Origin of the sequence: Pseudomonas sp. SZ57 (assembly GCF_009495975.1) — a bacterium.
Lineage (GTDB): Bacteria > Pseudomonadota > Gammaproteobacteria > Pseudomonadales > Pseudomonadaceae > Aquipseudomonas > Aquipseudomonas syringae.
The window spans coordinates 43153-66348 of record NZ_WIBD01000016.1 but is presented as its reverse complement, the minus strand read 5'-3'; the positions used below and the strand labels follow the sequence as shown (position 1 = coordinate 66348).

Genomic DNA, 23196 nt, shown 5'->3' with positions numbered 1-23196 from the left:
CACGCTCTGCGTCCGACGTTGTCAGCCGAAGCGCTCTTGTCCCCAGGCAATGAAGGTTTCCAGCAGTGGCTTGAGCACGGCGCGGGTCGGTTCTGCCAAGTCCGGGCGGTAGTGGAAGGGCACGAATTCGTCCATGTAGGTGCTTTGCGCCAGCTCCAGCTGTACGGCATGGATGTTGTTGGCCGGGTCGCCGTAGTGGCGGGTGATGTGGCCGCCTTTGAAGCGCCCGTTCAACACATGGCTGTAGTCCTTGGCCGCTGCGCAGACCTGCTCCATCCGGCTGGCCAGCTCCGGGTCGCAGCTCGCGCCATTGAAGGTGCCCAGGTTGAAGTCCGGCAGGCGGCCGTCGAACAGGTGCGGAATGTGCCCTCGAATCGAGTGGGCGTCGAACAGCAGCGCATAACCGAACTCGTCCCGCATACGCTGCAGTTCCTGCTCCAGCGTCTGGTGGTAGGGTGTCCAGATCTGTTGCAGGTACCGCGCCCGTTCCTCGGCGCTGGGTGTATGGCCGTCCTTGAACAGTGGCACGCCGTCGAACAGGATCGACGGAAACAGCCCGGTGGTTGCGCCGACGTACATCGGCTTATCGTCAGAGGGTCGATTGAGGTCGATGACAAAGCGCGAGTATTCGGCGGCCAGGGTGCTGGCGCCCAATTCGGCGGCGAAGTCATACAGACGTGGAATGTGCCAGTCGGTGTCCGGCAGGCTCAAGGCTTCGTCCACCAGCGCGGCTTCGACCACCGGGGTCAGTTTCAGACCGGCATGCGGCATGCTGATCAGCAGCGGGATGCGGCCACGCTTGAATGTCAGAACGTTATCCACAGGGCTCTCCTTCAGATCGATGATTCGACGCCGTGGCGCACGATGCGTTTGTCCAGATCGCCGCCCAGCCAGTAGGCCAGATCAGCCGGTCGTTCGATGTTCCAGGCGACGAAATCCGCGACCTTGCCGACCTCCAGCGAGCCGTGGGTCGCGCTCATGCCCAGCGCCCTGGCGGCATTGAGCGTCACCCCCGCCAGTGCTTCTTCGGGCGTCATGCGAAACAGCGTGCAGGCCATGTTGAGCATCAGGCGCAATGACAGGCCCGGCGACGTGCCAGGGTTGAGGTCGGTGGCAATCGCAATCGGTACGCCGTGCTTGCGCAGCGCGTCCATCGGCGGCAGTTGTGTTTCGCGCAGGAAGTAAAACGCGCCCGGCAGCAGCACCGCGACGGTTCCGGCAGCGGCCATGGCGATGGCGTCGTCTTCGGTCATGAACTCCAGATGATCCGCCGACAGCGCCTTGTAGCGCGCGGCCAGGCTCGATCCGCCCAATGACGACAGCTGCTCGGCATGCAGTTTGACCGGCAGCGCCAGTTGCCCTGCGGTGATGAACACCTGCTCGACCTGCGCAGGCGAAAACGCCAGGTATTCACAGAAAGCATCCACCGCATCGACCAGCCCTTCGGCTGCCAGCGCCGGGAGGATGTCGTTGCAGATGTGGTTGATGTAATCGTCGGCGCGATCGGCGTATTCCGGTGGCAGCGCGTGGGCGGCCAGGCAGGTGGCGCGCACGGTGACTGGCTGGGTGTTGCCCAGACGACGAATCACTCGCAGGATCTTGCGCTCGTTTTCCAGGTCCAGCCCGTAGCCCGACTTCATCTCGACGGTCGTGACGCCGTCTTTCAGCAGATGCCGCAGACGGCGCTCGGCACTGGCGTACAGCTCATCCTCACTGGCGGCGCGCGTCGCACGCACCGTGCTGGCAATACCGCCGCCGGCTGCGGCGATCTCGGCGTAGCTCATACCTTGCAGGCGCTGCTCGAACTCGCCGCTGCGGTTGCCGCCGAACACCGTATGGGTGTGACAATCGATCAGGCCGGGCGTGACCCATGCACCGTTCAGATCGATGCAGTTGTCATGTTCCGGCTCGGCCAGCTCGGCCTGAGGCCCGATCCACTCGATGAGCGCTCCGGAGGTCACGATGGCGGCATCCTCGATGATCGAGTATTTGCCGTGCGCCATGCTTGCGATGTGACAGTTTTTCCAGAGCGTTTTCATTCCAGGCCTCGTTGATCAATGAGTGTTGTTGAGCGCCTTGGGCTTGACCCACACAGCGTAGGCGATGAGCAGCAGCACGATCCAGATTGCGCCGACGATCAAGGCTGCACGGTTGTCCGGGAAGTAGCCCAGCACGCCGAAGATGAACAGCATGAAGGTGATGGCGGCCGCAGGCCCGTAAGGCCAGAACGGCACGGCGAATTTCAGCTGTGCCGCTTCCTCGCGGTTCATCGAGCGGCGCATGGCGACCTGCGTCAGCAGAATCATCAGCCAGACCCACACGGTGGCGAAGGTGGCCAGCGAAGCGATCAGCAGGAACACGTCCTTGGGGATCAGGTAGTTGAGCAGCACGCCGCCCAGCAGCGCGATGCCCATGACCAGCACGGTCATCCACGGCACGCCATGGCGCGACACGCGGGCGAAACTGGCGGGCGCCTGACCTTCACGGGCCAGGCCATACATCATGCGGCCTGCGCCGAAGATGTCGCTGTTGATCGCCGACACGGCCGCCGAGATCACCACGATGTTGAGGATGGTCGCCGCCGAAGCGATACCCAGGTTGTCGAAAATCTGCACGAACGGACTGCCCTGCGTGCCGATCTGCGGCCACGGGTAGATACACATCAGCACAAACAGCGTCAGCACATAGAACAGCAGAATGCGCAGCGGCACGGCATTGATCGCCTGCGGCAGGCTGCGTTGCGGGTCCTTCGCTTCGCCTGCGGTAATGCCGATGATTTCGATGCCGCCGAAGGCAAACATCACCACCGCGAACGAGGCGATCAGACCGGTGACGCCGTTGGGCATGAAGCCGCCATGTGCCCACAGGTTGCTGATGCCGATTTCGCTGCCGCTGGCCGAGCTGCCGATACCGAAGATCATGATGCCGAAGCCTGCGACGATCATCGCCACGATGGCGCTGACCTTGAGGATCGACAGCCAGAACTCGGTTTCACCAAAGACTTTCACGTTGCACAGGTTGAGCGCGCCGATCAGAAAGACGATGCCCAGCACCCAGATCCAGCGGGGTACTTCCGGAAACCAGAAGCCCATGTAGATGCCGAATGCGGTCACGTCGGCCAGGCAGACGATGATCATCTCGAACGCGTAGGTCCAGCCGAGCACGAAGCCGGCCAGCGGGCCCATATAGCGCGTGGCGTAATGGCTGAACGAACCGGACACCGGGTCGTGGACCGCCATTTCGCCGAGCGCGCGCATCACCATGTACACCGCCGCGCCGCCGATCAGGTAAGCCAGCAGTACGGCAGGCCCGGCCTGTTGAATCGCCGAGGCCGAGCCGTAGAACAACCCTGTACCGATGGCAGAGCCCAGGGCCATGAAGCGGATGTGGCGGGCGGATAACCCGCGTTTCAAACCATCTTGTGACGTCATTTCAGGTCCATTTCATTACAGGTATGGCAAAAGCCGCGAGAACGCCTGCATCCGGCCTCCCGCAGCGATGACCAAAGCGAGCCCTGCCAGGCTCGCGGTGCATCACAGACTGGGTAGCAGACGTGCAGGAACCAACGGGTTCAGGCAAGTGGAGGACAACAGCTGACTGGCAGCTTCGATGTCCGGTGCAAAAAAGCGGTCCTTTTCATAGAACGGGACCTTGCTGCGCAACAGGCTGCGGGCTTGCTCCAGCTTCGGAGAGGTTTTCAGACCCAAACGCAAGTCCAGACCCTGGCAGGCAGCCAACCATTCTACGGCAAGAATCCCGCGAACGTTTTCTGCCATTTCCCATAAGCGCTTGCCGGCGGCCGGGGCCATCGACACATGGTCTTCCTGATTGGCCGAGGTCGGCAGGCTGTCGACACTGTGCGGATGGGCCAATGCCTTGTTTTCACTGGCCAGTGCGGCGGCGGTCACCTGCGCGATCATGAACCCGGAATTGACGCCGCCGTTGGCCACCAGGAAGGGCGGCAGCTGCGACATGTGCTTGTCCATCATCAGCGAAATGCGCCGTTCGCTGAGCGAGCCGATCTCGGCGATGGCCAGCGCGAGGTTGTCCGCCGCCATGGCGACCGGCTCGGCGTGAAAATTGCCACCGGATATGACGTCGTTCTCGGCGGCGAATACCAGCGGGTTGTCGGACACCGCGTTGGCTTCGATTTCCAGCACCTCGGCGGCCTGACGCAGTTGGGTCAGGCATGCGCCCATGACCTGTGGCTGGCAGCGCAACGAGTAGGGGTCCTGAACCTTGTCGCAGTTGCGGTGCGACTCGGACACGCCGCTGCTTTCGCCCAGCAGGTCGCGGTAGCAGGCCGCCGCGTCGATCTGCCCGCGCTGCCCGCGTGCGGCATGAATGCGCGCGTCGAAGGGCGAGCGCGAGCCGAGCACCGCTTCAACCGTCAGCGAGCCGCAGGTCAGGGCTGCCGCGAACAGGTCTTCGCCTTCGAACAGGCCGCGCAATGCGTATGCGCTAGACACTTGCGTGCCGTTGAGCAGTGCCAGCCCTTCCTTGGCCGCCAGGGTCAGCGGTTGCAGCCCGGCAGCCGCCAGCGCGTCGACGCCGTTCAGCCATTCGCCCTTGTAGCGCGCCTTGCCTTCGCCCAGCAGCACCAGCGACATGTGCGCCAGCGGTGCCAGGTCACCGGAAGCGCCGACCGAGCCCTTGAGCGGAATATGCGGATAGACCTGGGCATTGATCAGCGCAATCAGAGCGTCGATGACCACGCGCCGAATGCCCGAGAAGCCGCGGCTCAGGCTGTTGACCTTGAGCACCATGATCAGACGCACCAGCTCATCGCTGATTGGCTGACCGACACCGGCCGCATGCGACAGCACCAGCGAACGCTGCAGGTTTTCCAGGTCTTCGCTGGCAATCCGCGTCGAAGCCAGCAGGCCGAAGCCGGTGTTGATGCCGTAGGCGGTGCGGTTCTCGGCCAGAATGCGCTCGACACAGGCGACGCTGTCGTCGATCTGCTGGTCAGCGCTGCTGTCCAGCGTCAGGCTGACCGGCTGCAGATAAATATCGCGCAGTTGCGCCAGGGTCAGTTGGCCGGGGATCAGGTTCAGCGTCTTGGCAGATAAGGTGGTCACGATGCTGCTACTCCTTGATGAATGTCAGCGACGGCTTGTGGCCATACGCTGTTTTTATAGGCCTGCCGCGTTGTTACGGCAGTGCTGGAAAACCCTTTCCAGCGACGCTTCGTCTTTGATCAGGGCCGCGCTGCTGGCGATGTCCGGAGCCAGCCAGCGGTCTTCGTCGTACGCCGGGATGCGCTCGCGCAGCAGTCGCCACGCGGCACCGGTGCCCACGCCAAAACCCTGTGTCTTGAGAAATTCGAATGCCTGGGCCGCGAGCAAATACTCGATGGCCAGAATCTGCGTGGTATTGCCCAGCACCTTGTGCAGCTTGAGCGCAGCGCTGGTGCCCAGGCTCAGGTGATCCTCCTGCAGACCGGAAGTCACGTAGTTGTCGACCACGGCCGGTTGCGCCATCTGGCGGTTTTCTGCGCACAGCGAAGCGGCGACGTACTGGACGATCATCATTCCCGAGTTGACCCCCGGCTGGGTGACCAGAAACGCCGGCAGGCCGCTGACCATCGGGTTGATCAGGCGGTCCAGGCGTCGTTCGGCGATCGAGCCCAGCTCGGCCATCGCCATGCACAGCAGGTCTGCCGCCATGGCCACCGACTGGCCGTGTGGATTGGCCTGGGACACCACCCGGAAAGCCTCGGGCGTGCCGAGCAGCAGCGGATTATCGGTGACTGAATTGAGCTCGATCTCGACTTGGCGAGTGGCGTGAGCCAGTTGGTCGCGCGTGGCGCCATGCACCTGGGGAATCGAACGGATACTCAGCGCATCCTGGGTACGAATGCCTTCGCTGCTGGCGAGCACTTCGCTGCCGGCCAGCAACGTGCGCAGGTTCTTGCCCACCTGCTGCATGCCCGGATGCGGCTTGAGGGCGAGGATGCTTGCATCGAACGCGTCCAGCTGGCCGCGCAGGGCTTCGAAGCTCATCGCGCCGATCACGTCGGCCCATTGGCTCAGGCGCTCGGCATCGGCAATGGCCAGACAGCTCAGGCCGGTCATGCACGGTGTGCCGTTGACCAGGCACAATCCGTCCTTGGCGCCGAGTATGACCGGAGCCAGACCTTCTTCATTCAGGGCCTGCTCGGCCGGGACGACCTGCCCGCGATAGCTGACCTGGCCGATGCCCAGCAACGCAACACCGACATGCGCCATGTGCGTCAGGTAACCCACCGAGCCCTGCGCCGGTACTTGCGGCGTGATGCCCCGGTTGAGCAGGGCCAGCAGCGCTTCGACCACTTGCCGGTGAATGCCGGACTTGCCCTGGCTGTAGTTGAGAATCGCGGCACAGATGATTGCGCGGGTCTGCTCGTCGGCCAGTGGCGCACCGACGCCGCAGGCATGGCTGAGCAGGGTATTGCGCGACAGACGACTGAGCTGGTCGCCTTGCAGTGACACATTGCACAGCGCGCCGAGCCCGGTGTTCACGCCATAGGCACGCTCGCCACTGACGACGATGCGCTGCACGATGGCCTGAGCGTTGTCGATCCGTGCCCAAGCGGCGTCCGACAAGGCCAGTTTTGCGCCATGTCGGGCCACGGCGACCACGTCCTGCCAGCCCGCAGGTGCTTCACCGATGACGATCTGTTCTGCTCGCGACATCTGCAACGGTCCTTAAAGGGTGGCTACGCGGCGCTGAACGAAACGATCCACGTAATCGTCGGCGGGCGAATGAAGGATTTCTTTCGGCGTACCGACCTGAATCAATCGCCCGTCCTTGAGGATCGCGATGCGATTGCCGATGCGCACGGCTTCGTCCAGATCGTGGGTAATGAACACGATGGTCTTGTGCAGGCTGGCTTGCAGCTCCAGCAACTGGTCCTGCATCTCGGCGCGGATCAACGGGTCGAGGGCGCTGAATGCTTCGTCCATCAGAATGATGTCGGTGTCGGCCGCCAGTGCGCGGGCCAGACCTACACGCTGACGCATGCCGCCGGAAAGCTGGTGCGGGTATTTGTTTTCATAGCCCTTGAGGCCTACGGTGGTGATCCAGTGCTGCGCGCGTTCCTGACACAGCGCCTTGCTCTCGCCACGTACGGTCAGGCCGTAGGCCACGTTGGCCAGCACGGTCTTGTGCGGCAGCAGGCCGAAGCTCTGGAACACCATGCTGATCTTGTGCCGGCGGAATTGGCGCAAGGCCTCCATGTCGTAACGCAGGATGTCTTCGCCATCGACCAGAATCTCGCCGCTGGTGGGGTCGATGAGCCGGTTGAAGTGACGCACCAGCGTCGATTTTCCCGAGCCGGACAGGCCCATGATGACGAAGATTTCGCCGCTGCCGATCGACAGCGACAGGTCGTTGACCCCGACCACACAGCCGGTCTGGGCCAGCACCTGGTCCTTGCTCTGGTTTTGTCTGATCAACTCCAGCGCTTCTTTCGAGCGGTTGCCGAAGATCTTGAATACGTTTTTGACGACGATTTTGTTCGGTTCCACGCTGCTCATTTGTGCGCCTCATGCCGTGGGCGGCCATAGGCCTGCGTGATACGGTCGATGACGACCGCCAGAATGACAATGGCCAGGCCCGCTTCCAGCCCGCGCCCGACGTTGAGGGTCTGAATGCCCACCAGAACGTCCTCACCAAGCCCGCGTGCACCGATCATCGAGGCAATCACCACCATCGACAGCGCCATCATGGTGGTCTGGTTGATCCCGGCCATGATGCTCGGCATCGCCAGAGGCAGTTGCACACCGAACAATTGCTGCCAGCGATTGGCGCCGAACGCGTTGATGGCTTCCATCACTTCACCATCCACCTGGCGAATGCCCAGATCGGTCAGACGAATCAGCGGCGGCGCGGCGTAAATCACCGTGGCGAAGATCGCCGGCACCTTGCCCAGACCGAACAGCATCAGCACCGGGATCAGGTACACGAAGCTGGGCATGGTCTGCATGATATCGAGCAGCGGCATCAGCACCGAGCGCAGACGATTGCTGCGTGCCGAAAGAATGCCCAGCGGAATGCCGATCAGCACCGCGATGATCGTGGCGACCAGCATCAGCGCCAGGGTCTGCATCAGCTTGTCCCACAACCCGACCGCGCCGACCAGAAACAGCAGGCCGACGATGACCAGCGTCGTGACGATCTTGCGTGTCGCGTGCCAGGCAATGCCGCCGACGATCATCAGCATCAGCCACCACGGCGCCATGCGCAGCAGGCCTTCGAGGTTGACGATGGCCCATAGCAGGGTGTCGGAGATGTGCCGGAACACATCGCCGTACTGCGTGACCAGTGAGTCGACGCCATCGTTGACCCAGTTGGCGATCGAGAAAGTGAAGCTTTCAGGAAACATAAGCGGCTCTCAAATGAGGTGTGTCGGGTCAACGACCGGGCTGTCGAACGGTACAGTCCGACAGCCCGGTCGTTTACAACGAAGCGTCCACCTTCTTCGCGGCGTCTTCGCTGACCCATTTGTGCCAGACTTCGGGGTGCTCTTTCAGGAAAATCTTCGCCAGCTTCGGCGATTCGATGCGTTCTTTGGCCATGCGCCCCAGGTTCTGGTTGAGCAGGTCGATCGGCAGGTTGACCTTTTCCAGGATGGCGACCAGTTCAGGGGCCTCATCGTGGAACACTTTGGACACGCCGACCTTGATATCGATCGTCTTGTTGACCCCGGCTTTCTCTTCCAGACGCACCAGGTCTACCTGACCCATGAGCGGCGTGGGTGACCAATAGTAGGTCAGGATCGGCTCGCCACGTTTGTAGCTGGACAGAATCGCCGCATCCAGCGCCGGGCCGGTGCCTGGGCGGAAGTTGGTGTATTTGCTTTCCAGGCCGTAGCTCTTGAGCATTTCGCTGTTTTCCAGCTCACAGGTCCAGCCGGCCGGGCAGTTGTAGAAGCGGCCTTTGCCGGGCTCTTCCTGGTCCTTGAACACGGCTGAATACTGGGCCAGATCGCTGATGGATTTCAGGTTGGGTGCCTTTGCCTCCAGCTTGCGTTTGGCATCGCCTTCGATCACATAGCGGGGCACGTACCAGCCTTCCACTGCGCCGACGATCGGCGCGCCGACACCGATCACCTTGCCGGCAGCGGCGGCCTTGTTCCAGACCTCGCTGCGACCGACCCATTCTTCGGCAAAGATCTGGATGTCGTTGGTGCCCAGGGCGTTTTCCATGGCGATGGAATTGCCGGGCAGGGCGTCAACGGTGCAGCCGTACCCCTTGTTCAGAACCACCTGCAGAATGTCGGTCAGCAGCATCGCGCTTTCCCAGTTAAGACCGGCGAATTTCACCGGCTTGCCTGATTCGCACCAGCCGGCCGCCTGACTTGCGCCTGCGCTGGCGAGCAGGCCAGCGGATACCAGTGTGGTCAACAGGGCCTTTTTCATATTCATTGTCGATGCTCCTAAGCCTGAAATGGATGACGGCAGCTTGAAGTAGGCATCCGGCCCGTGGGCATGCTCATGCCCGTCCCCGACGTGTGTCGGCCTGATGACCGACAACGTTTTCAACGTCCGATCATTGGCAGGTTCAAGCCCTGCTCTCTGGCACAATCGATAGCGATGCCGTAGCCGGCATCGGCATGGCGCATCACCCCGGTAGCCGGGTCGTTGTGCAATACGCGGGCGATACGCTCGGCTGCCTCATCGGTGCCGTCGCAGACGATCACCATGCCGGAATGCTGCGAAAAGCCCATGCCCACGCCGCCACCGTGGTGCAGCGAGACCCAGGTCGCACCGCTGGCGGTATTGAGCAGGGCATTGAGCAGCGGCCAGTCGGAGACGGCGTCGGAGCCATCGCGCATAGATTCGGTTTCGCGGTTGGGGCTGGCGACGGAGCCGGAGTCCAGGTGATCACGACCGATCACCACCGGTGCTGACAACTCGCCACTGCGGACCATTTCGTTGAAGGCCAGGCCCAGTTTGGCGCGTTGACCCAGGCCGACCCAGCAGATACGCGCCGGCAGGCCCTGGAAGCTGATGCGCTCGCGGGCCATGTCCAGCCAGTTGTGCAGGTGCTCGTCATCCGGAATCAGTTCTTTGACCTTGGCGTCGGTCTTGTAGATGTCCTGCGGGTCACCTGACAGCGCGGCCCAGCGGAACGGCCCGATGCCACGGCAGAACAGCGGACGGATGTAGGCGGGGACGAAGCCCGGGAAATCGAAGGCATTGGTGACGCCGACTTCCTTGGCCATCTGGCGAATATTGTTGCCATAGTCAAAGGTCGGAATGCCGGCTTGCTGGAAGGCGAGCATGGCTTCAACGTGCTCGGCCATCGACTGCTTGGCGGCCTTGACCACACTGGCCGGCTCGCTCACCGAACGGGCACGGTACTCGTCCCAGGTCCAGCCCTTGGGCAGGTAGCCATTGAGCGGGTCGTGGGCGCTGGTCTGGTCGGTGACCATGTCCGGGCGCACACCGCGACGGACCATTTCCGGCAGGATGTCCGCTGCGTTGCCACACAGGGCGATGGAAATGGCTTTGCCTTCGGCCGTGTATTTGGCGATACGCGCCAGTGCGTCATCGAGATCAGCGGCCTGTTCGTCGACGTAGCGGGTCTTGATGCGGAAATCGATGCGGCTCTGCTGACATTCGATGTTCAGCGAGCAGGCCCCGGCCAATGTTGCGGCCAGCGGCTGCGCGCCACCCATGCCGCCCAGGCCCGCGGTCAGCACCCAGCGACCCTTGAGGTTGCCGTCATAGTGCTGGCGACCGGCTTCGACGAAGGTTTCGTAAGTGCCTTGCACGATGCCCTGGCTGCCTATGTAGATCCAGCTGCCGGCGGTCATCTGGCCATACATGGCCAGGCCCTTGGCATCCAGTTCGTTGAAGTGCTCCCAACTGGCCCAGTGCGGCACCAGGTTGGAGTTGGCGATCAGCACGCGCGGGGCATTGCTGTGGGTCTTGAATACGCCGACCGGCTTGCCGGACTGCACCAGCAAGGTTTCATCATCGTTGAGCTGGGTGAGGCTTTCGACGATCTTGTCGTAGCACTCCCAGTTGCGCGCGGCGCGACCGATGCCACCGTAAACCACCAGCTCATTGGGGTTTTCGGCGACTTCCGGGTCGAGGTTGTTCATCAACATGCGCAGCGGCGCTTCGGTCAGCCAGCTCTTGGCGGTCAGTTGAGTGCCGCGTGCAGCCCGTACGACGCCTTCACGATGGCGGGTCCAGTCCTGCTTCAGGTCTTGATTATTCTCGGTCACAAAAAAATCCTCGGCGATCAATTCGAACCACCCCGATGAAGGGCGAACAGCGCCTGGCGAAGCAGGCTGATTCAGTTGGGTAGAAAACAGAGTGTTTAGCCTGTCTCTACTTGTACATACAAGCATATGCAATCAAAAGACCAACTTTGCGCTGCTGCTGTTTTTTACCCATCTAACTTGCCTGCAGGGCTTTATTTGCGGGGTCTTACGGTTTTGGTCAGCGCGCACGCATTGGCCTGAGAGGAGCGCTGTTCTGTTACCTGAATGACTTTTTGCGCAGTTTTGGGGCGGCAGGTAACAGATTGGTGCGAGGAGGGTGTGCATCGCGTTAAGACCGGAATTAAAGTGCTGCGGATGTTTGCAAACAGCGCTTTTGGCGGGCTGAAAATGGCCTCTTTAGCGCGGGAACGAACTCGCGCAAGCATGCGTCATACCCAGGCCTGAGCCAGCATTCACCGGCCTGCGATTAGGTCTCGCGGGTGTTTTCATGTTTAAATTGAACGCTCGTTCAAGTTAAACCGGTGGTTCGCTGCCCGCTCACAACAGGAGGCTTACCCTTGCCGTATCCGCTTTTTGCAGTTGGTTTTATCAGTCCGGAGGCACTCAACCGATGAGTTCTGCGAGTTCCTCTTCAAGCGGCATGGTTCGCATGAATGCTCCAGTGTTCTATTTCGCTGCGAGTTTTATTCTGATTTTCGGCATCGTCGTGATCGCGTTCCCGCAAGCCAGCGGCGAATGGCTGCTGGCGGCGCAAAACTGGGCGGCCAACACGGTCGGCTGGTACTACATGATGGTCATGACCCTGTACCTGGTCTTCGTGGTGGTCACCGCCTTGTCGGGCTTCGGCAAGATCAAGCTCGGTGCCGACCACGACGAACCCGAGTTCAGTTACCTGTCCTGGGCCGGGATGCTATTCGCTGCCGGCATCAGCATCACGCTGTTCTTTTTCTGCGTTTCAGAACCCCTGACGCACCTGCTGCAACCGCCGCAGGGCGAGGGTGGTACCGCAGAAGCGGCACGCCAAGGCATGCAGTTGCTGTTTCTGCACTGGGGTCTGCATGGCTGGGGCGTGTTCGCGTTCGTCGGTATGGCGCTGGCCTATTTCGCTTATCGCCATAACCTGCCGCTGGCCCTGCGCTCGGCGCTGTATCCGCTGATCGGCAAACGCATCAACGGCCCTATTGGCTATGCCGTCGATGGCTTCGGCATCATTGCGACCATCTTCGGGCTCGGCGCAGACATGGGCTTCGGGGTGCTGCACCTCAATTCCGGTCTGGACTACCTGTTCGGCGTGGCGCACACCCACTGGATTCAGGTCGGTCTGATCACCCTGATGATGGGCGCGGCGATTCTGGTGGCGATCGCCGGTGTCGACAAGGGCGTACGCGTCATGTCCGACATCAACATGCTGCTGGCCTGTGCGCTGCTGCTGTTCGTGCTGTTTGCCGGCCCGACTCAGCACTTGCTCAATACGCTGGTGCAGAACATCGGTGACTACCTGGGCGCACTGCCGAGCAAGAGTTTCGACGTGTACGCCTATAACGAGCCGAGTGACTGGCTGGGCGGCTGGACGGTGTTCTATTGGGCCTGGTGGATTGCCTGGGCGCCGTTCGTGGGCCTGTTCATCGCGCGAATCTCCCGTGGCCGGACCATCCGCGAGTTCGTCTTCGGTGTCTTGCTGATCCCGCTGGGCTTCACCCTGGCGTGGATGTCGATCTTCGGTAACAGCGCCATCGATCAAGTGCTCAACCACGGCATGACGGCGCTGGGTCAGTCGGCTATCGACGATCCGTCGATGACCCTGTACCTGCTGCTGGAAACCTATCCGTGGAGCAAGACAGTCATCGCGGTCACGGTGTTCATCAGCTTCGTGTTCTTCGTTACCTCAGCCGACTCAGGCACCGTGGTGCTGTCGACACTGTCAGCCAAAGGCGGCAACCCTGACGAAGACGGTCCGAAATGGCTGCGGGTGTTCTGGGGTGTGGCCACGGCGCTGATCACCAGTGGCCTGTTGTTCTCCGGCAGCATCGATGCGCTGAAATCGGCCGTGGTGCTGACGTCGCTGCCGTTCTCGCTGATTCTGTTACTGATGATGTGGGGCCTGCACAAGGCGTTCGTCATGGAGTCGCAGCGCAAGATTGCCCAGCTGTACTCGCTGGCGCCAGTGTCCGGTTCACGACGCGGTGGCTGGCGTCAGCGTCTGAGCCAGGCGGTGCATTACCCGTCGCGAGACGAGGTGTACCGTTTCCTCGATCAGACCGTGCGTCCGGCGATTGAAGAAGTGACGGCGGTGTTCGTCGAGAAGGGCTTGAATGTGGTCAACGTACCTGACCCGTCCAACGACTCGGTGACCCTGGAAATCGGTCACGGCGAAGAACGTCCGTTCATTTACCAGGTGCAGATGAAAGGCTTCTTCACTCCGTCGTTCGCCCGTGGCGGCATGGGCTCCAAGCAATTGAACAACCGCCGCTACTACCGCGCCGAGGTGCACTTGAGCGAGGGCAGTCAGGACTACGACCTGGTGGGTTACACCAAGGAACAAGTCATCAACGACGTGCTCGATCAGTACGAACGGCATATGCAGTTCCTGCATCTGGTGCGTTGATCGGGGCGTGGGGGGGCGGTTACAACTATCGTCCCTCACGCTCTGCGCCGCGCCACATAATCAGGAGAGGACGCGGAGCGTCCAGAACGGCATGCGACGCGGAGCGTCGCACGATGGTTACAGGGTCATCGTTCCTCACGCTCCCGCTTAGGCTCGAGAGTGCGGCGGGCTCACGTACTCTCCCGCTCCACCAGGCTGCATTCCAGCAGATTCAGCCGTTGTATTTCTCCCTCTACCGGTAACACTCCGAGGCTTTCAAGCACCCGCGTGGCAGCCATTACGCCGATCTGCAGGGCGGGTGGTTTGATGGTGGTCAGGCTGGGCAGCATCATTTCTGCGAAGGCGTAATCGCCAAAGCCCATCACGGCGCAATCCTGTGGAATGCTCAGGCCTGCGCGCTGGCTGGCGAGCAGGGCGCCGGCTGCCAGGTTGTCGTTGGCGAAGAAGATCGCGTCAGGGCGGGGCGCTTGGTTCATCAGGGTGTCCATCGCCTGTTTGCCAGCCTCGAAGGGCGCCCGATCCGCGTCCGGGACGAAAACCCATGGCGTGATACCCAGCCCTTCCACGGTTGCGGCATAGCCGTCGCGACGCTCCAGTGCGCTGAAGTCGCCCGCAACGCTGTTCTGTACGAACGCGATGCGCCGGTAGCCTTTGTCATACAGATAACGGGCTGCCATCACGCCGACGTCGTAGTGCGAAAAGCCGATCTGGATCGGGCTGCGGTCGGGTTGATGGTCCCAGGTTTCGATCACCGGGACATCGGTCTGCTCGATCATGTTCTCGGTAGCTGGGCTGTGAAAGCGGCTGGTCAGCACCAGTGCCGCTGGTGACCAACCCAGGAACGCCCGCACCGCGCTTTCCTCCTGCTCTGCGGAAAAGTAGCTGGAGGCCAGCAGCAACTGGAAACCGTGCCGGCTCAGTGTGTCGCTGAAGCCCTGAATGGTATTGGCAAAGATCGGTCCGGAGATGTTGGGAATCACCATCGCTACCACCCGGCTGCGTGCTGATGCCAGGCCGCCAGCAACCAGATTGGGCACGTAACCCAGTGCACTGACTGTGCTCGCAATCCGCTCGCGCAGTTCGGGCGAGACCTGTTCCGGCTGATTGAAATAGCGCGACACGGTAATGGCAGACACCCCCGCCTGACACGCCACGGCGGTGATCGTCACCCGGCCTGCGCCTCGGCGTTTGCGTATCAGGGGCTTCTCGTCGGCCATGCTCGATCACTTCGCATAAAAGTAAAAAGAATATAAAACTAATTTTTCAGTATTGGACGATCTATCAGTCGTTTCCTGATACTGGCGATGTTAGCGCTAACAAAGATGGTTTGTCTGCTACTCGCCACCGCGAATGCCCGGACCCGGTTTAGTCAGCACGCATAGGCGCCAGTGCGCATCGCACTGTCGGATCAGGGCATATTTCAGGTAGGCACGCAGATGCACACAACAGGTGGGGATGGCGTCAGACACACGCTTCTGGCGCAGGCGATCGATCAGGCTCACACGGCGCGGGGGCGTCGTTGTGGGTGGTTGCTGATGGGGCTGACGGCATTGCCGTGTGTTCCGGCCATGGCAGAGACAGCGGCAGGGCAGAACACAGAAACAGTAGCGCTGGAATCGGTGACCGTGACCGCCACACGCCGCGAAGAATCGCTGCAAAAAGTACCGGTCGCCGTGTCCGTGATCGATGGCGAACAACTGGAACGCGATAACCGTAATGGCGTGGCCAGCATCGTGCAGCAGGTGCCATCGTTGAATTTCCGCACCGGGGCTTCCAACAAGGACACTTCGCTGTTCGTTCGCGGTGTCGGCACCATTTCCACCTCGCCAGGCGTCGAACCAACGGTGGCCACGGTGATCGATGGTGTGGTGTATGCGCGTCCGGGTCAGGCCACGCTGGACTTGCTCGACCTGGAACGCATCGAAGTGCTGCGCGGCCCGCAAGGCACGCTGTTCGGCAAGAACGCTTCGGCGGGCGTGCTCAACGTCACCACCAAGGCACCGACCGAAGAGACTCACGGTTACATCGATCAGTCGTATTACAGCGGCAACGAAAGCCGCACCCGTTTCGGCATTGGCGGCAGCCTGATTCCGCAGACCCTCAAAGGCTCGATCACGACATTGTTCGGCAGCTATGACGGCAATGTCGATAACAAGCTCAATGGTCAGGAAGTCAACGGCTACAACCGCAAGGGCGCCCGCGGCAAGCTGGAATTCACGCCCAATGACGACATCACCTTCACCCTCGCAGCGGACTACATGCAGTCCCATGACGACGCGCCCAACGGTGTGGTGAGCAAAGCGCTGACCCCGTCCTTCGTCAGTGCCTTGGCGCCGGTACGTGCCGACAGCGATAACCGCAATGTCGTCAGCGATTACCGCAGCCATGTCGAGGACGTCAACAAAGGCCTGTCCGGCCAGCTCGACTGGCAACTGGGCGACTACACCCTGACCTCCATCACCGCCTGGCGCGGCTGGGACAACACGCAGTATCAGGACGGCGACCGGCTTGGCACTGTCACCGCAGCGTTCCCCGGCACCGAAGACAAGGGCGATCTTGAGTTCAACCAGTATTCCCAGGAGCTGCGTCTGGCGTCGCCGAAAGGCCAGTTTGTCGAATACGTCGGCGGTCTGTTTTACATGCACGGCAAGAGCGACGAGACCTATCAGCGCACGCTGATCACACCGACGACTCAGGATCGCGGCATCGCCGACTACAGCACCACCACCGACAGCTATTCGGTGTTCGGCGAAACCACGTTCAACTTCACCCCGGACTTGCGAGCGATTGTCGGGGCACGCTGGACTCATGACGATCTGGAATACGATCATCGCCGCGTGTCGACATCGGCTACGACCGTCAGCGGCATTCAGCCAGCGACCAGCAGTTCCGGCTCGGTGGATGAAGACGGCAAGTCCGGGCGTCTCGGTTTGCAGTACGACCTGAGCGACAGTGTGATGACCTACATCACCTACTCGCGCGGCTACAAAGGCCCGGCCTACAACGTGTTCTTCAACATGCAGCCGCGTGACACCGAGGCCCTCAAACCGGAAACCTCGAACACCTGGGAGGTCGGCCTCAAGGCCACCACCTGGAACAATCGCCTGACCACTAACCTGGCGGTGTTCCACAGCGAGTACGACAACTATCAGGCGAATTTCTTCGACAGTGTTGCCGGGCAGGTCGTGACGCGCCTGATCAACGCAGGCAGTGTCAGCACCGAAGGCGTCGAGCTGGATTACGCCCTGCAAGCCACCCGAAACCTGAAATTCTCCGGTGCGTTGTCCTACACCAGAGCACGCATCGACAGCTTCGCCTGCCCGGCCGGTGCGGCGGCGTCCTGCAACGTCGACGGCAAGACCCTGCCATACAGCCCAGACTGGAAAAGCTACGTTCGCGCCGACTACACCATCCCGCTGGACAATGGCCTGGATATTGAACTGGGCACCGATTACAGCTGGCAGAGCGAAGTGCAGTACGACATCAGCCAGAACCCGGACACCAAACAGGGCGCTTACGGCATCTGGAACGCCAGCGTGGCACTGGCGGATTACAACAGCGGCTGGCGCGTTGCACTGCTGGGCAAGAACCTGGCCGACAAGTCCTATTCGCCAATGCTCGCCACCGGCGGGAATTACGTTTACCGATCCGTACCGCGTGATGACGAGCGTTATTTCGGCGTGCAGTTACGCAAGGATTTTTGAGCCAAGACCCCAGGCAACACGTAAGGAGTGAGGTATGAGCACGACTGCTCGACAGATGAAACTGGGCGCTTTCCTGATGGCCACCGGGCACCATGTCGCCGCTTGGCGGCACCCGGATGTGCCTGCGGATGCAGGGCTGGATTTCAAGCATTACCGGCACGTGGCCAGGGTCGCGGAGGCGGCAAAATTCGATGCGCTGTTCGTCGCTGACAGTGTGGCTGCCGCGACCGGTGATATCGCCAGCCGCATGGCGCGCTCCGATCATTTCGAACCACTGACTCTGCTCTCGGCACTCAGCGCGGTGACCGAGCACATCGGTCTGATCGCGACAGCGACCACCACCTACAACGAGCCGTATCACGTAGCCCGCAAGTTCGCCTCGCTGGATCATCTCTCCGGTGGGCGAGCGGGCTGGAATCTGGTGACGTCGGATGCCGCCGCCGAAGCGCAGAACTTCGGTCGCGCCGAGCATGTGGGGCATGCCGAGCGCTACAGCCGCGCACGAGAGTTTCATCAGGTGGTGACCGGCCTGTGGGACAGTTGGGCAGACGACGCTTTCACCCGCGATAAGGCCAGTGGCGAGTATTACAACCCGGCCAGACTGCATGTACTCGATCATCAGGGCGAGCATTTCCGCGTCAAGGGGCCGCTGAACGTGGCGCGTTCGCCGCAGGGTCAGCCGGTGGTAGTGCAGGCCGGTTCCTCGGAAGTCGGACGTGATCTGGCGGCGCAGACGGCGGAAGTGGTATTCACCGCGCAGACCTCGCTGGCCAGTGCGCAAGCTTTCTACGCTGACCTCAAGGGTCGTCTGAGTGCTTACGGGCGGGCCGTCGATTCTCTGAAAATCATGCCCGGCGTGTTCATCGTCGTGGCCGAAACCGAAGCCTTGGCGAAAGCTAAATTCGAGTCGTTTCAGGAACTGGTCGAGCCTCAGGTCGGGGTCGCTCTACTGGGCCGCATGCTGGGCAATTTCGACCTGTCGGGTTACCCGCTGGACGGCCCGCTGCCAGAGTTGCCGCTGACCGACAGCGGCCAGCGCAGCCGGCAGAAACTGCTCACCGAACTGGCCGATCAGGAAAACCTGACTCTGGCGCAACTGGGGCGACGGATTGCCGGTGGGCGAGGGCACTACAGCCTGATCGGCACGCCGGAGCAGATAGCCGATGAGTTGCAACGCTGGTTCGAGCAAGGCGCGGCGGATGGCTTCAACGTGCTGGTGCCGCACCTGCCGGGCGGTCTGGAAGATGTCGCGCAGCTGCTGGTGCCGGAGCTGCAGCGGCGCGGGCTGTTTCGCACCGAGTATGAAGGCACGACGTTGCGCGAGAACCTGGGCTTGCAGCGGCCTGCTTATAGATTTTGATCGTTGCCGCATGCAAGTCCTGATGAGCGCAGAAAGCGGGCTTCTGCCCGCAGGGCGTGGGAGCGACCGGGGCGGTGGTCCGCATTGTTCGTGAAGACGGTATTTCAGACGATGAATTTTCAGTGCTTGTACCGGCCCTTTCGCGAACAATGCGGATCGCCGCCCCGGTCGCTCCCACGGCCTTCGGCCAGAATCAAAGGCAGATTTTTATACAGAATTAAGGGATCACCCATGAAACCATTCACGTTTATCGCCGCCATTCTGGCCTTTAGCGGCCTGTTCGGTACAGCTGCTGCCGACGAGCCTGACACCCTTCGCATCGGCTATCAGAAGGGTTCGATCACGCTGGTGCTGGCTAAGGAACATGGCCTGCTGGAAAAGCGTTTTCCCCAGAAGAAAATCAAATGGGTCGAGTTTCCGGCCGGGCCGCAGATGCTGGAGGCGCTGAATATTGGCAGTCTGGACATTGCCTCCACCGGCGACATTCCGCCGATTTTCGCCCAGGTCGCAGGTGCCGACCTGGTCTACATCGGTGCCGAGCCACCCAAGCCGCAGGTGGAAACCCTGTTGGTGCGCAACGAAAGCCCGGTGCACAGCGTCGCAGAATTGAAAGGCCGCAAGGTCGCGCTGCAGAAAGGCTCCAGCTCGCATAACGTGGTGCTGCGTTTGCTCAACAAAGCAGGCCTGACGTTCAAGGATATTCAGCCAATCTACCTGACCCCTGCCGATGCCCGCGCGGCCTTTGAAAACGGCAGTGTCGATGCCTGGGCGATCTGGGACCCTTACTACTCCATCGCCATGAGCGAAGGCCACACTCGTCTGCTGGCCAACGGCGAGGGGCTTGGATTGTCCGGGCCGTTCTATACCGCACGGCGAGCGTTTGCCGAGGAAAATGCAGCGCTCGTGCAGCAGGTGCTCGACGAACTGACGGTGGCCGACGGGCTGTCGCGCTCGCAGCGTGTCGAGAGTATTCAGGTACTGGCGCGCAGCATGGGCTTGTCCGAAGCGGTCATGACTCAGTATCTTGACCATCGGCCTGTATCACCCAGCCTGCCGATCACGCCGGAGATCGTACGCGCGCAGCAGGCGACCGCTGATCTGTTTTACGACAACCACTTGATACCCAAGCGGGTCGACATTCAGCAGGTTGTCTGGCAAAAGCCATGATTCCGGCGTTGCGAACAGGCCTCACCGGTTCGCAAACGCAATCAAGACGCCTCGAATATCCCCCAGACAAGAGAGGATTCAATGACCTACATCGCTACCGAAAATCGTTACGAAGACATGCCTTATCGCCGTACCGGCCGCAGCGGGCTGGTGCTTCCGGCACTGTCTTTGGGCTTGTGGCACAACTTCGGTGACAGCACGCCGATCGACACCCAGCGCGCCATGCTGCGCACGGCGTTCGATCTGGGCATCAATCATTTCGACCTGGCCAACAACTATGGCCCGCCGTACGGCAGCGCCGAGATCAACTTCGGCCGTCTGCTGCGCGAAGACTTCAAGCACTACCGTGATGAATTGATCATCTCCAGCAAGGCCGGCTGGGACATGTGGCCAGGGCCATACGGGCAGGGCGGTGGTTCACGTAAATACGTGCTCGCCAGCCTTGATCAGAGCCTGCAGCGCATGGGCCTCGATTACGTCGACATCTTCTATTCCCACCGTTTCGACCCGGACACTCCGCTGGAAGAAACCGCCAGCGCACTGGCCACCGCGGTTCAGCAGGGCAAGGCGTTGTATATCGGTATCTCGTCGTATTCCGGGGCCAAGACCCGCGAGATAGCCGCGTTGCTCAAAGAGTGGAAAGTACCGCTGCTGATTCACCAGCCGGCTTACAACCTGCTTAACCGCTGGGTCGAGAAAGACTTGCTCGACGCTACCGAAGAGCTGGGCGCTGGCGTGATCGCGTTTACTGCGTTGGCCCAAGGGCTGCTGTCGGACAAGTACCTGAACGGCGTGCCCAAGGATGCGCGGGTCAATCGTCCGGGGGGCGGCTCGCTGCAGGCTTCGCACCTGTCCGAGCAGAACATCGCCCACGTGCGTGCGCTCAACGAAATCGCCCAGCGTCGCGGTCAGAGCCTGGCACAAATGGCCCTGGCCTGGACGTTGCGCGATCCGCGCGTGACCTCAGCGTTGATCGGTGCGAGCCGTCCCGAGCAGATCATTGAAAACGTCGGTGCCCTGAAGAACCTCGCGTTCAGCAGTGAAGAACTGACCGAGATCGACAGCTTTGCGGTGGAAGGCGGGATCAACCTGTGGGAAAAACCTTCTCTGGCTGAGTAGGCACAGCCGTTTCCGGGTAATAACTCAGACCTTGCGTGGGCCGCCATCGGACGTTGAAAAATGCGTCTGGCGGCTCACTCGCCTGCACGGGCAGCAACGCCGGGTTGTTCAGTGGCTTCCACTGGATGACAAAGAATGAGGTATGGCTCATGATTTTTTCCTTCTGCCCTCGGCAATGACCAGCGGATCGGCTGAGTACTGCCAAGGAATCTCGTCCAGTTCCCAGAGATGAAACGCTACGGGCGAGGCGAAATCCGGGTCTGGCGGCGCTTTGGTGTGATACTCGCAATAGTGCGTCTGAAAGTCGATGGCGGCTTGCACGAGCAGTGGTTCACTGAAGCGCCTGCCCCAGAACGCCGCCGTAACGGGTAATTGCTTTGGGACGCCGTTCGCGCCATGGCCGATGGGCAGTGTCAGCATGGGCCAGGCCAGCGCGTTGGGCATATCGAAGTACATGCGCTGTACCGGTAGTGTCTTCACCAGTGCGCCTGCCCGCTCGCCGACGTGAGCACCGAGCGGCAGCACCATCATGAAGTCAATCTGATAGTCATTCAGGGCCTTTTCAAAATGCCCCTGCTGTAGACGGCGTCTGTTCTCTGCTTCGAGTCTGATCCCCACTGGAATCAGTGAGGCAACCTGATCGAATAACTCCGGGTATCTTCGTAGCAAATAGTCTCTGTCGTCTTGATTCTCCAACACGTCTGCAAAGTCACGTACGGCCGACCAGTGCCGGGTTTCCAGTTGGTTGGCGTAACTGGTCACGGCTTGCGCGTTGACTCTCATCAGAATGCTGCCATCACTGTTCTGCACGTCATGAATGGGTTCTGGCGAGGAGTAAGGAATGTTTTCAAGAATTTCAGCATCCAGCCAAGGAAAGTCGATGACCCGTGCACCCAGCGTCTCAAGCTGATCCTTGAACCTGATAAACGCTGCGCTGTAGTCCTCGTCGTAAGACTGCGCAGGGGGTTGACCGGACGACGACATCCAGTCCGTCTGCGGAATGCCTATGGTCAGCCCTTGCAGAGGAAGAGAACCGGGGGTCGGGGTAATGGAAAGCTGCTCGCCTACCGATGGGGCCGACAGGCTTTGCGGGTCGTTTTCTCCATCAGGGCCGGCGATTATGGACAATATCAGCGACGCATCGCGGATCGAACGGGCCATGGGGCCGACCACGTCCCAGCCGCTTCGCAGGGGCATCACGCCGGCGCCAGACACCAATCCCAGCGATGGTTTTATTGCGCTGGCGCCATTCGCAGCCGCAGGAATGATAATCGAGCCGGCCGTCTCTTCGCCCAGTGCTGCGGCGCACAGCCGTGCAATCGGGGCGACCCCCGAGCCCTGACTGGACCCGCCCGGCGTACGTGCCGGGTCCCACGCGTTCCCGGCAAACTGGCCGACCGTGTGGGTCGAGAGTTCGGAGCAGATGGTATGACCGATAATAAGAGCGCCCTGAGCCCTCAGCCGAGCGACACATGTCGCATCACGTAATGCCAGGTTGCCGGAAAAAGCCTGAGTGCCATTTTTGCTTTCAAGGCCCTGAATGGCGAAAGAGTCTTTTATACCGAAGGGAATTCCGCACAACGGAGGCGCCGGGCCGCGTTGATCGTCTGGAGTCGTCAGCCATTGATCGGCGAGTCTTGCCTGCTCCAACAGTGTCGAGAAATCTTCCAGCCGCACAAAAGCGTTGTATTTACCGTTATCGCCGTAGGTTTCTTGCGGGCCGTTGAACCGGGTGATGCGGCTCCAGTATTCGACTAGCACCTGTTCGGCGGTCAGTCTTTGCGGGTTGCCTTCGCGCAGCAGTGCGGCGAGTTCGACGATGTCGTAGTCAACAATCCGCTCGCGTCGTTCAATGCCTGCACCACGCGGCAGTGCCGCAAGCAAACGTAAATTGTTGGCGTGCTGTCGGGCGTCAGGTTCGCCGAGTAATGCACTTTCCATGTTGATCAGCTCCTTATGACTCCTCGAGTGGAGTCAAAAGAAGCTAATCATTAACGGGCGTTGCGGGTAACTGTCAGAA

16 protein-coding genes are annotated in these 23196 nt (G+C 61.1%); 5 read left to right on the top strand and 11 right to left on the bottom strand.

The window, feature by feature from the left end; genetic code table 11:
• Positions 1 to 21: 21 nt before the first annotated feature.
• The 9 genes from hutG to hutU all read right to left on the bottom strand — a co-directional run bounded on the left by hutG (position 22) and on the right by hutU (position 11221).
• On the bottom strand, positions 22 to 822 hold the full coding sequence (gene hutG / locus GE543_RS15695) for an N-formylglutamate deformylase (RefSeq protein WP_371927178.1): 801 nt from the start codon (positions 820 to 822) through the stop codon (positions 22 to 24).
• Positions 823 to 833: 11 nt separating this feature from the next.
• Positions 834 to 2039: an imidazolonepropionase gene (gene hutI, locus GE543_RS15690; protein ID WP_153221828.1), complete on the bottom strand. Its 1206-nt coding sequence runs from the start codon at positions 2037 to 2039 to the stop codon at positions 834 to 836.
• A gap of 15 nt (positions 2040 to 2054) precedes the next feature.
• Positions 2055 to 3431, bottom strand: a complete 1377-nt coding sequence (locus GE543_RS15685; protein WP_153221827.1) for an amino acid permease — start codon at positions 3429 to 3431, stop codon at positions 2055 to 2057.
• A 102-nt stretch (positions 3432 to 3533) separates the two neighbouring features.
• Positions 3534 to 5081 (bottom strand): histidine ammonia-lyase, encoded by a 1548-nt coding sequence (hutH, locus tag GE543_RS15680; protein ID WP_371927177.1) that lies wholly within the window; start codon positions 5079 to 5081, stop codon positions 3534 to 3536.
• 54 nt (positions 5082 to 5135) lie between these two features.
• A complete protein-coding gene (hutH, locus tag GE543_RS15675; protein WP_153221826.1) occupies positions 5136 to 6677 on the bottom strand; it encodes a histidine ammonia-lyase in 1542 nt (513 codons plus the stop codon).
• A gap of 12 nt (positions 6678 to 6689) precedes the next feature.
• On the bottom strand, positions 6690 to 7520 hold the full coding sequence (locus GE543_RS15670) for a glycine betaine/L-proline ABC transporter ATP-binding protein (RefSeq protein WP_003343854.1): 831 nt from the start codon (positions 7518 to 7520) through the stop codon (positions 6690 to 6692).
• The gene (locus GE543_RS15665; RefSeq protein WP_003343849.1) at positions 7517 to 8368 is read right to left on the bottom strand and encodes a proline/glycine betaine ABC transporter permease; all 852 of its coding nucleotides are present in this window, start codon (positions 8366 to 8368) and stop codon (positions 7517 to 7519) included. Before GE543_RS15665 ends, GE543_RS15670 begins: the two co-directional genes overlap by 4 nt.
• A 73-nt stretch (positions 8369 to 8441) precedes the next feature.
• Positions 8442 to 9410 carry an ABC transporter substrate-binding protein gene (locus GE543_RS15660; protein ID WP_153221825.1) on the bottom strand — a complete coding sequence of 323 codons (969 nt, stop codon included), beginning with the start codon at positions 9408 to 9410 and terminating at the stop codon, positions 8442 to 8444.
• A gap of 113 nt (positions 9411 to 9523) precedes the next feature.
• Entirely contained in the window at positions 9524 to 11221 is a 1698-nt protein-coding gene (gene hutU, locus GE543_RS15655; protein WP_236444582.1) for a urocanate hydratase, read from the bottom strand.
• Between the two features lie 649 nt (positions 11222 to 11870).
• On the opposite strand from hutU, the gene betT reads away from it, so the two are divergent.
• Positions 11871 to 13826 (top strand): choline BCCT transporter BetT, encoded by a 1956-nt coding sequence (betT, locus tag GE543_RS15650; protein ID WP_205902143.1) that lies wholly within the window; start codon positions 11871 to 11873, stop codon positions 13824 to 13826.
• Positions 13827 to 13996: 170 nt separating this feature from the next.
• Here the strand turns inward: betT and GE543_RS15645 are convergent, their stop codons facing one another.
• Positions 13997 to 15043, bottom strand: a complete 1047-nt coding sequence (locus GE543_RS15645; RefSeq protein ID WP_153221823.1) for a LacI family DNA-binding transcriptional regulator — start codon at positions 15041 to 15043, stop codon at positions 13997 to 13999.
• A gap of 171 nt (positions 15044 to 15214) precedes the next feature.
• Here GE543_RS15645 and GE543_RS15640 point away from each other — a divergent pair, with 171 nt between their 5' ends.
• The 4 genes from GE543_RS15640 (at position 15215) to mgrA (ending at position 21176) form a co-directional block, all read left to right on the top strand.
• Positions 15215 to 17530: a TonB-dependent receptor gene (locus GE543_RS15640; RefSeq protein WP_371927176.1), complete on the top strand. Its 2316-nt coding sequence runs from the start codon at positions 15215 to 15217 to the stop codon at positions 17528 to 17530.
• Positions 17531 to 17564: 34 nt separating this feature from the next.
• Positions 17565 to 18890: an LLM class flavin-dependent oxidoreductase gene (locus GE543_RS15635; RefSeq protein WP_153221821.1), complete on the top strand. Its 1326-nt coding sequence runs from the start codon at positions 17565 to 17567 to the stop codon at positions 18888 to 18890.
• A gap of 231 nt (positions 18891 to 19121) precedes the next feature.
• On the top strand, positions 19122 to 20057 hold the full coding sequence (locus GE543_RS15630; protein WP_153221820.1) for a sulfonate ABC transporter substrate-binding protein: 936 nt from the start codon (positions 19122 to 19124) through the stop codon (positions 20055 to 20057).
• An 81-nt stretch (positions 20058 to 20138) separates the two neighbouring features.
• Positions 20139 to 21176 (top strand): L-glyceraldehyde 3-phosphate reductase, encoded by a 1038-nt coding sequence (mgrA, locus tag GE543_RS15625; RefSeq protein WP_153221819.1) that lies wholly within the window; start codon positions 20139 to 20141, stop codon positions 21174 to 21176.
• Between the two features lie 147 nt (positions 21177 to 21323).
• Here mgrA and GE543_RS15620 read toward each other — a convergent pair whose 3' ends face one another.
• Positions 21324 to 23117 (bottom strand): amidase, encoded by a 1794-nt coding sequence (locus GE543_RS15620; protein ID WP_153221818.1) that lies wholly within the window; start codon positions 23115 to 23117, stop codon positions 21324 to 21326.
• Positions 23118 to 23196 lie beyond the last annotated feature (79 nt).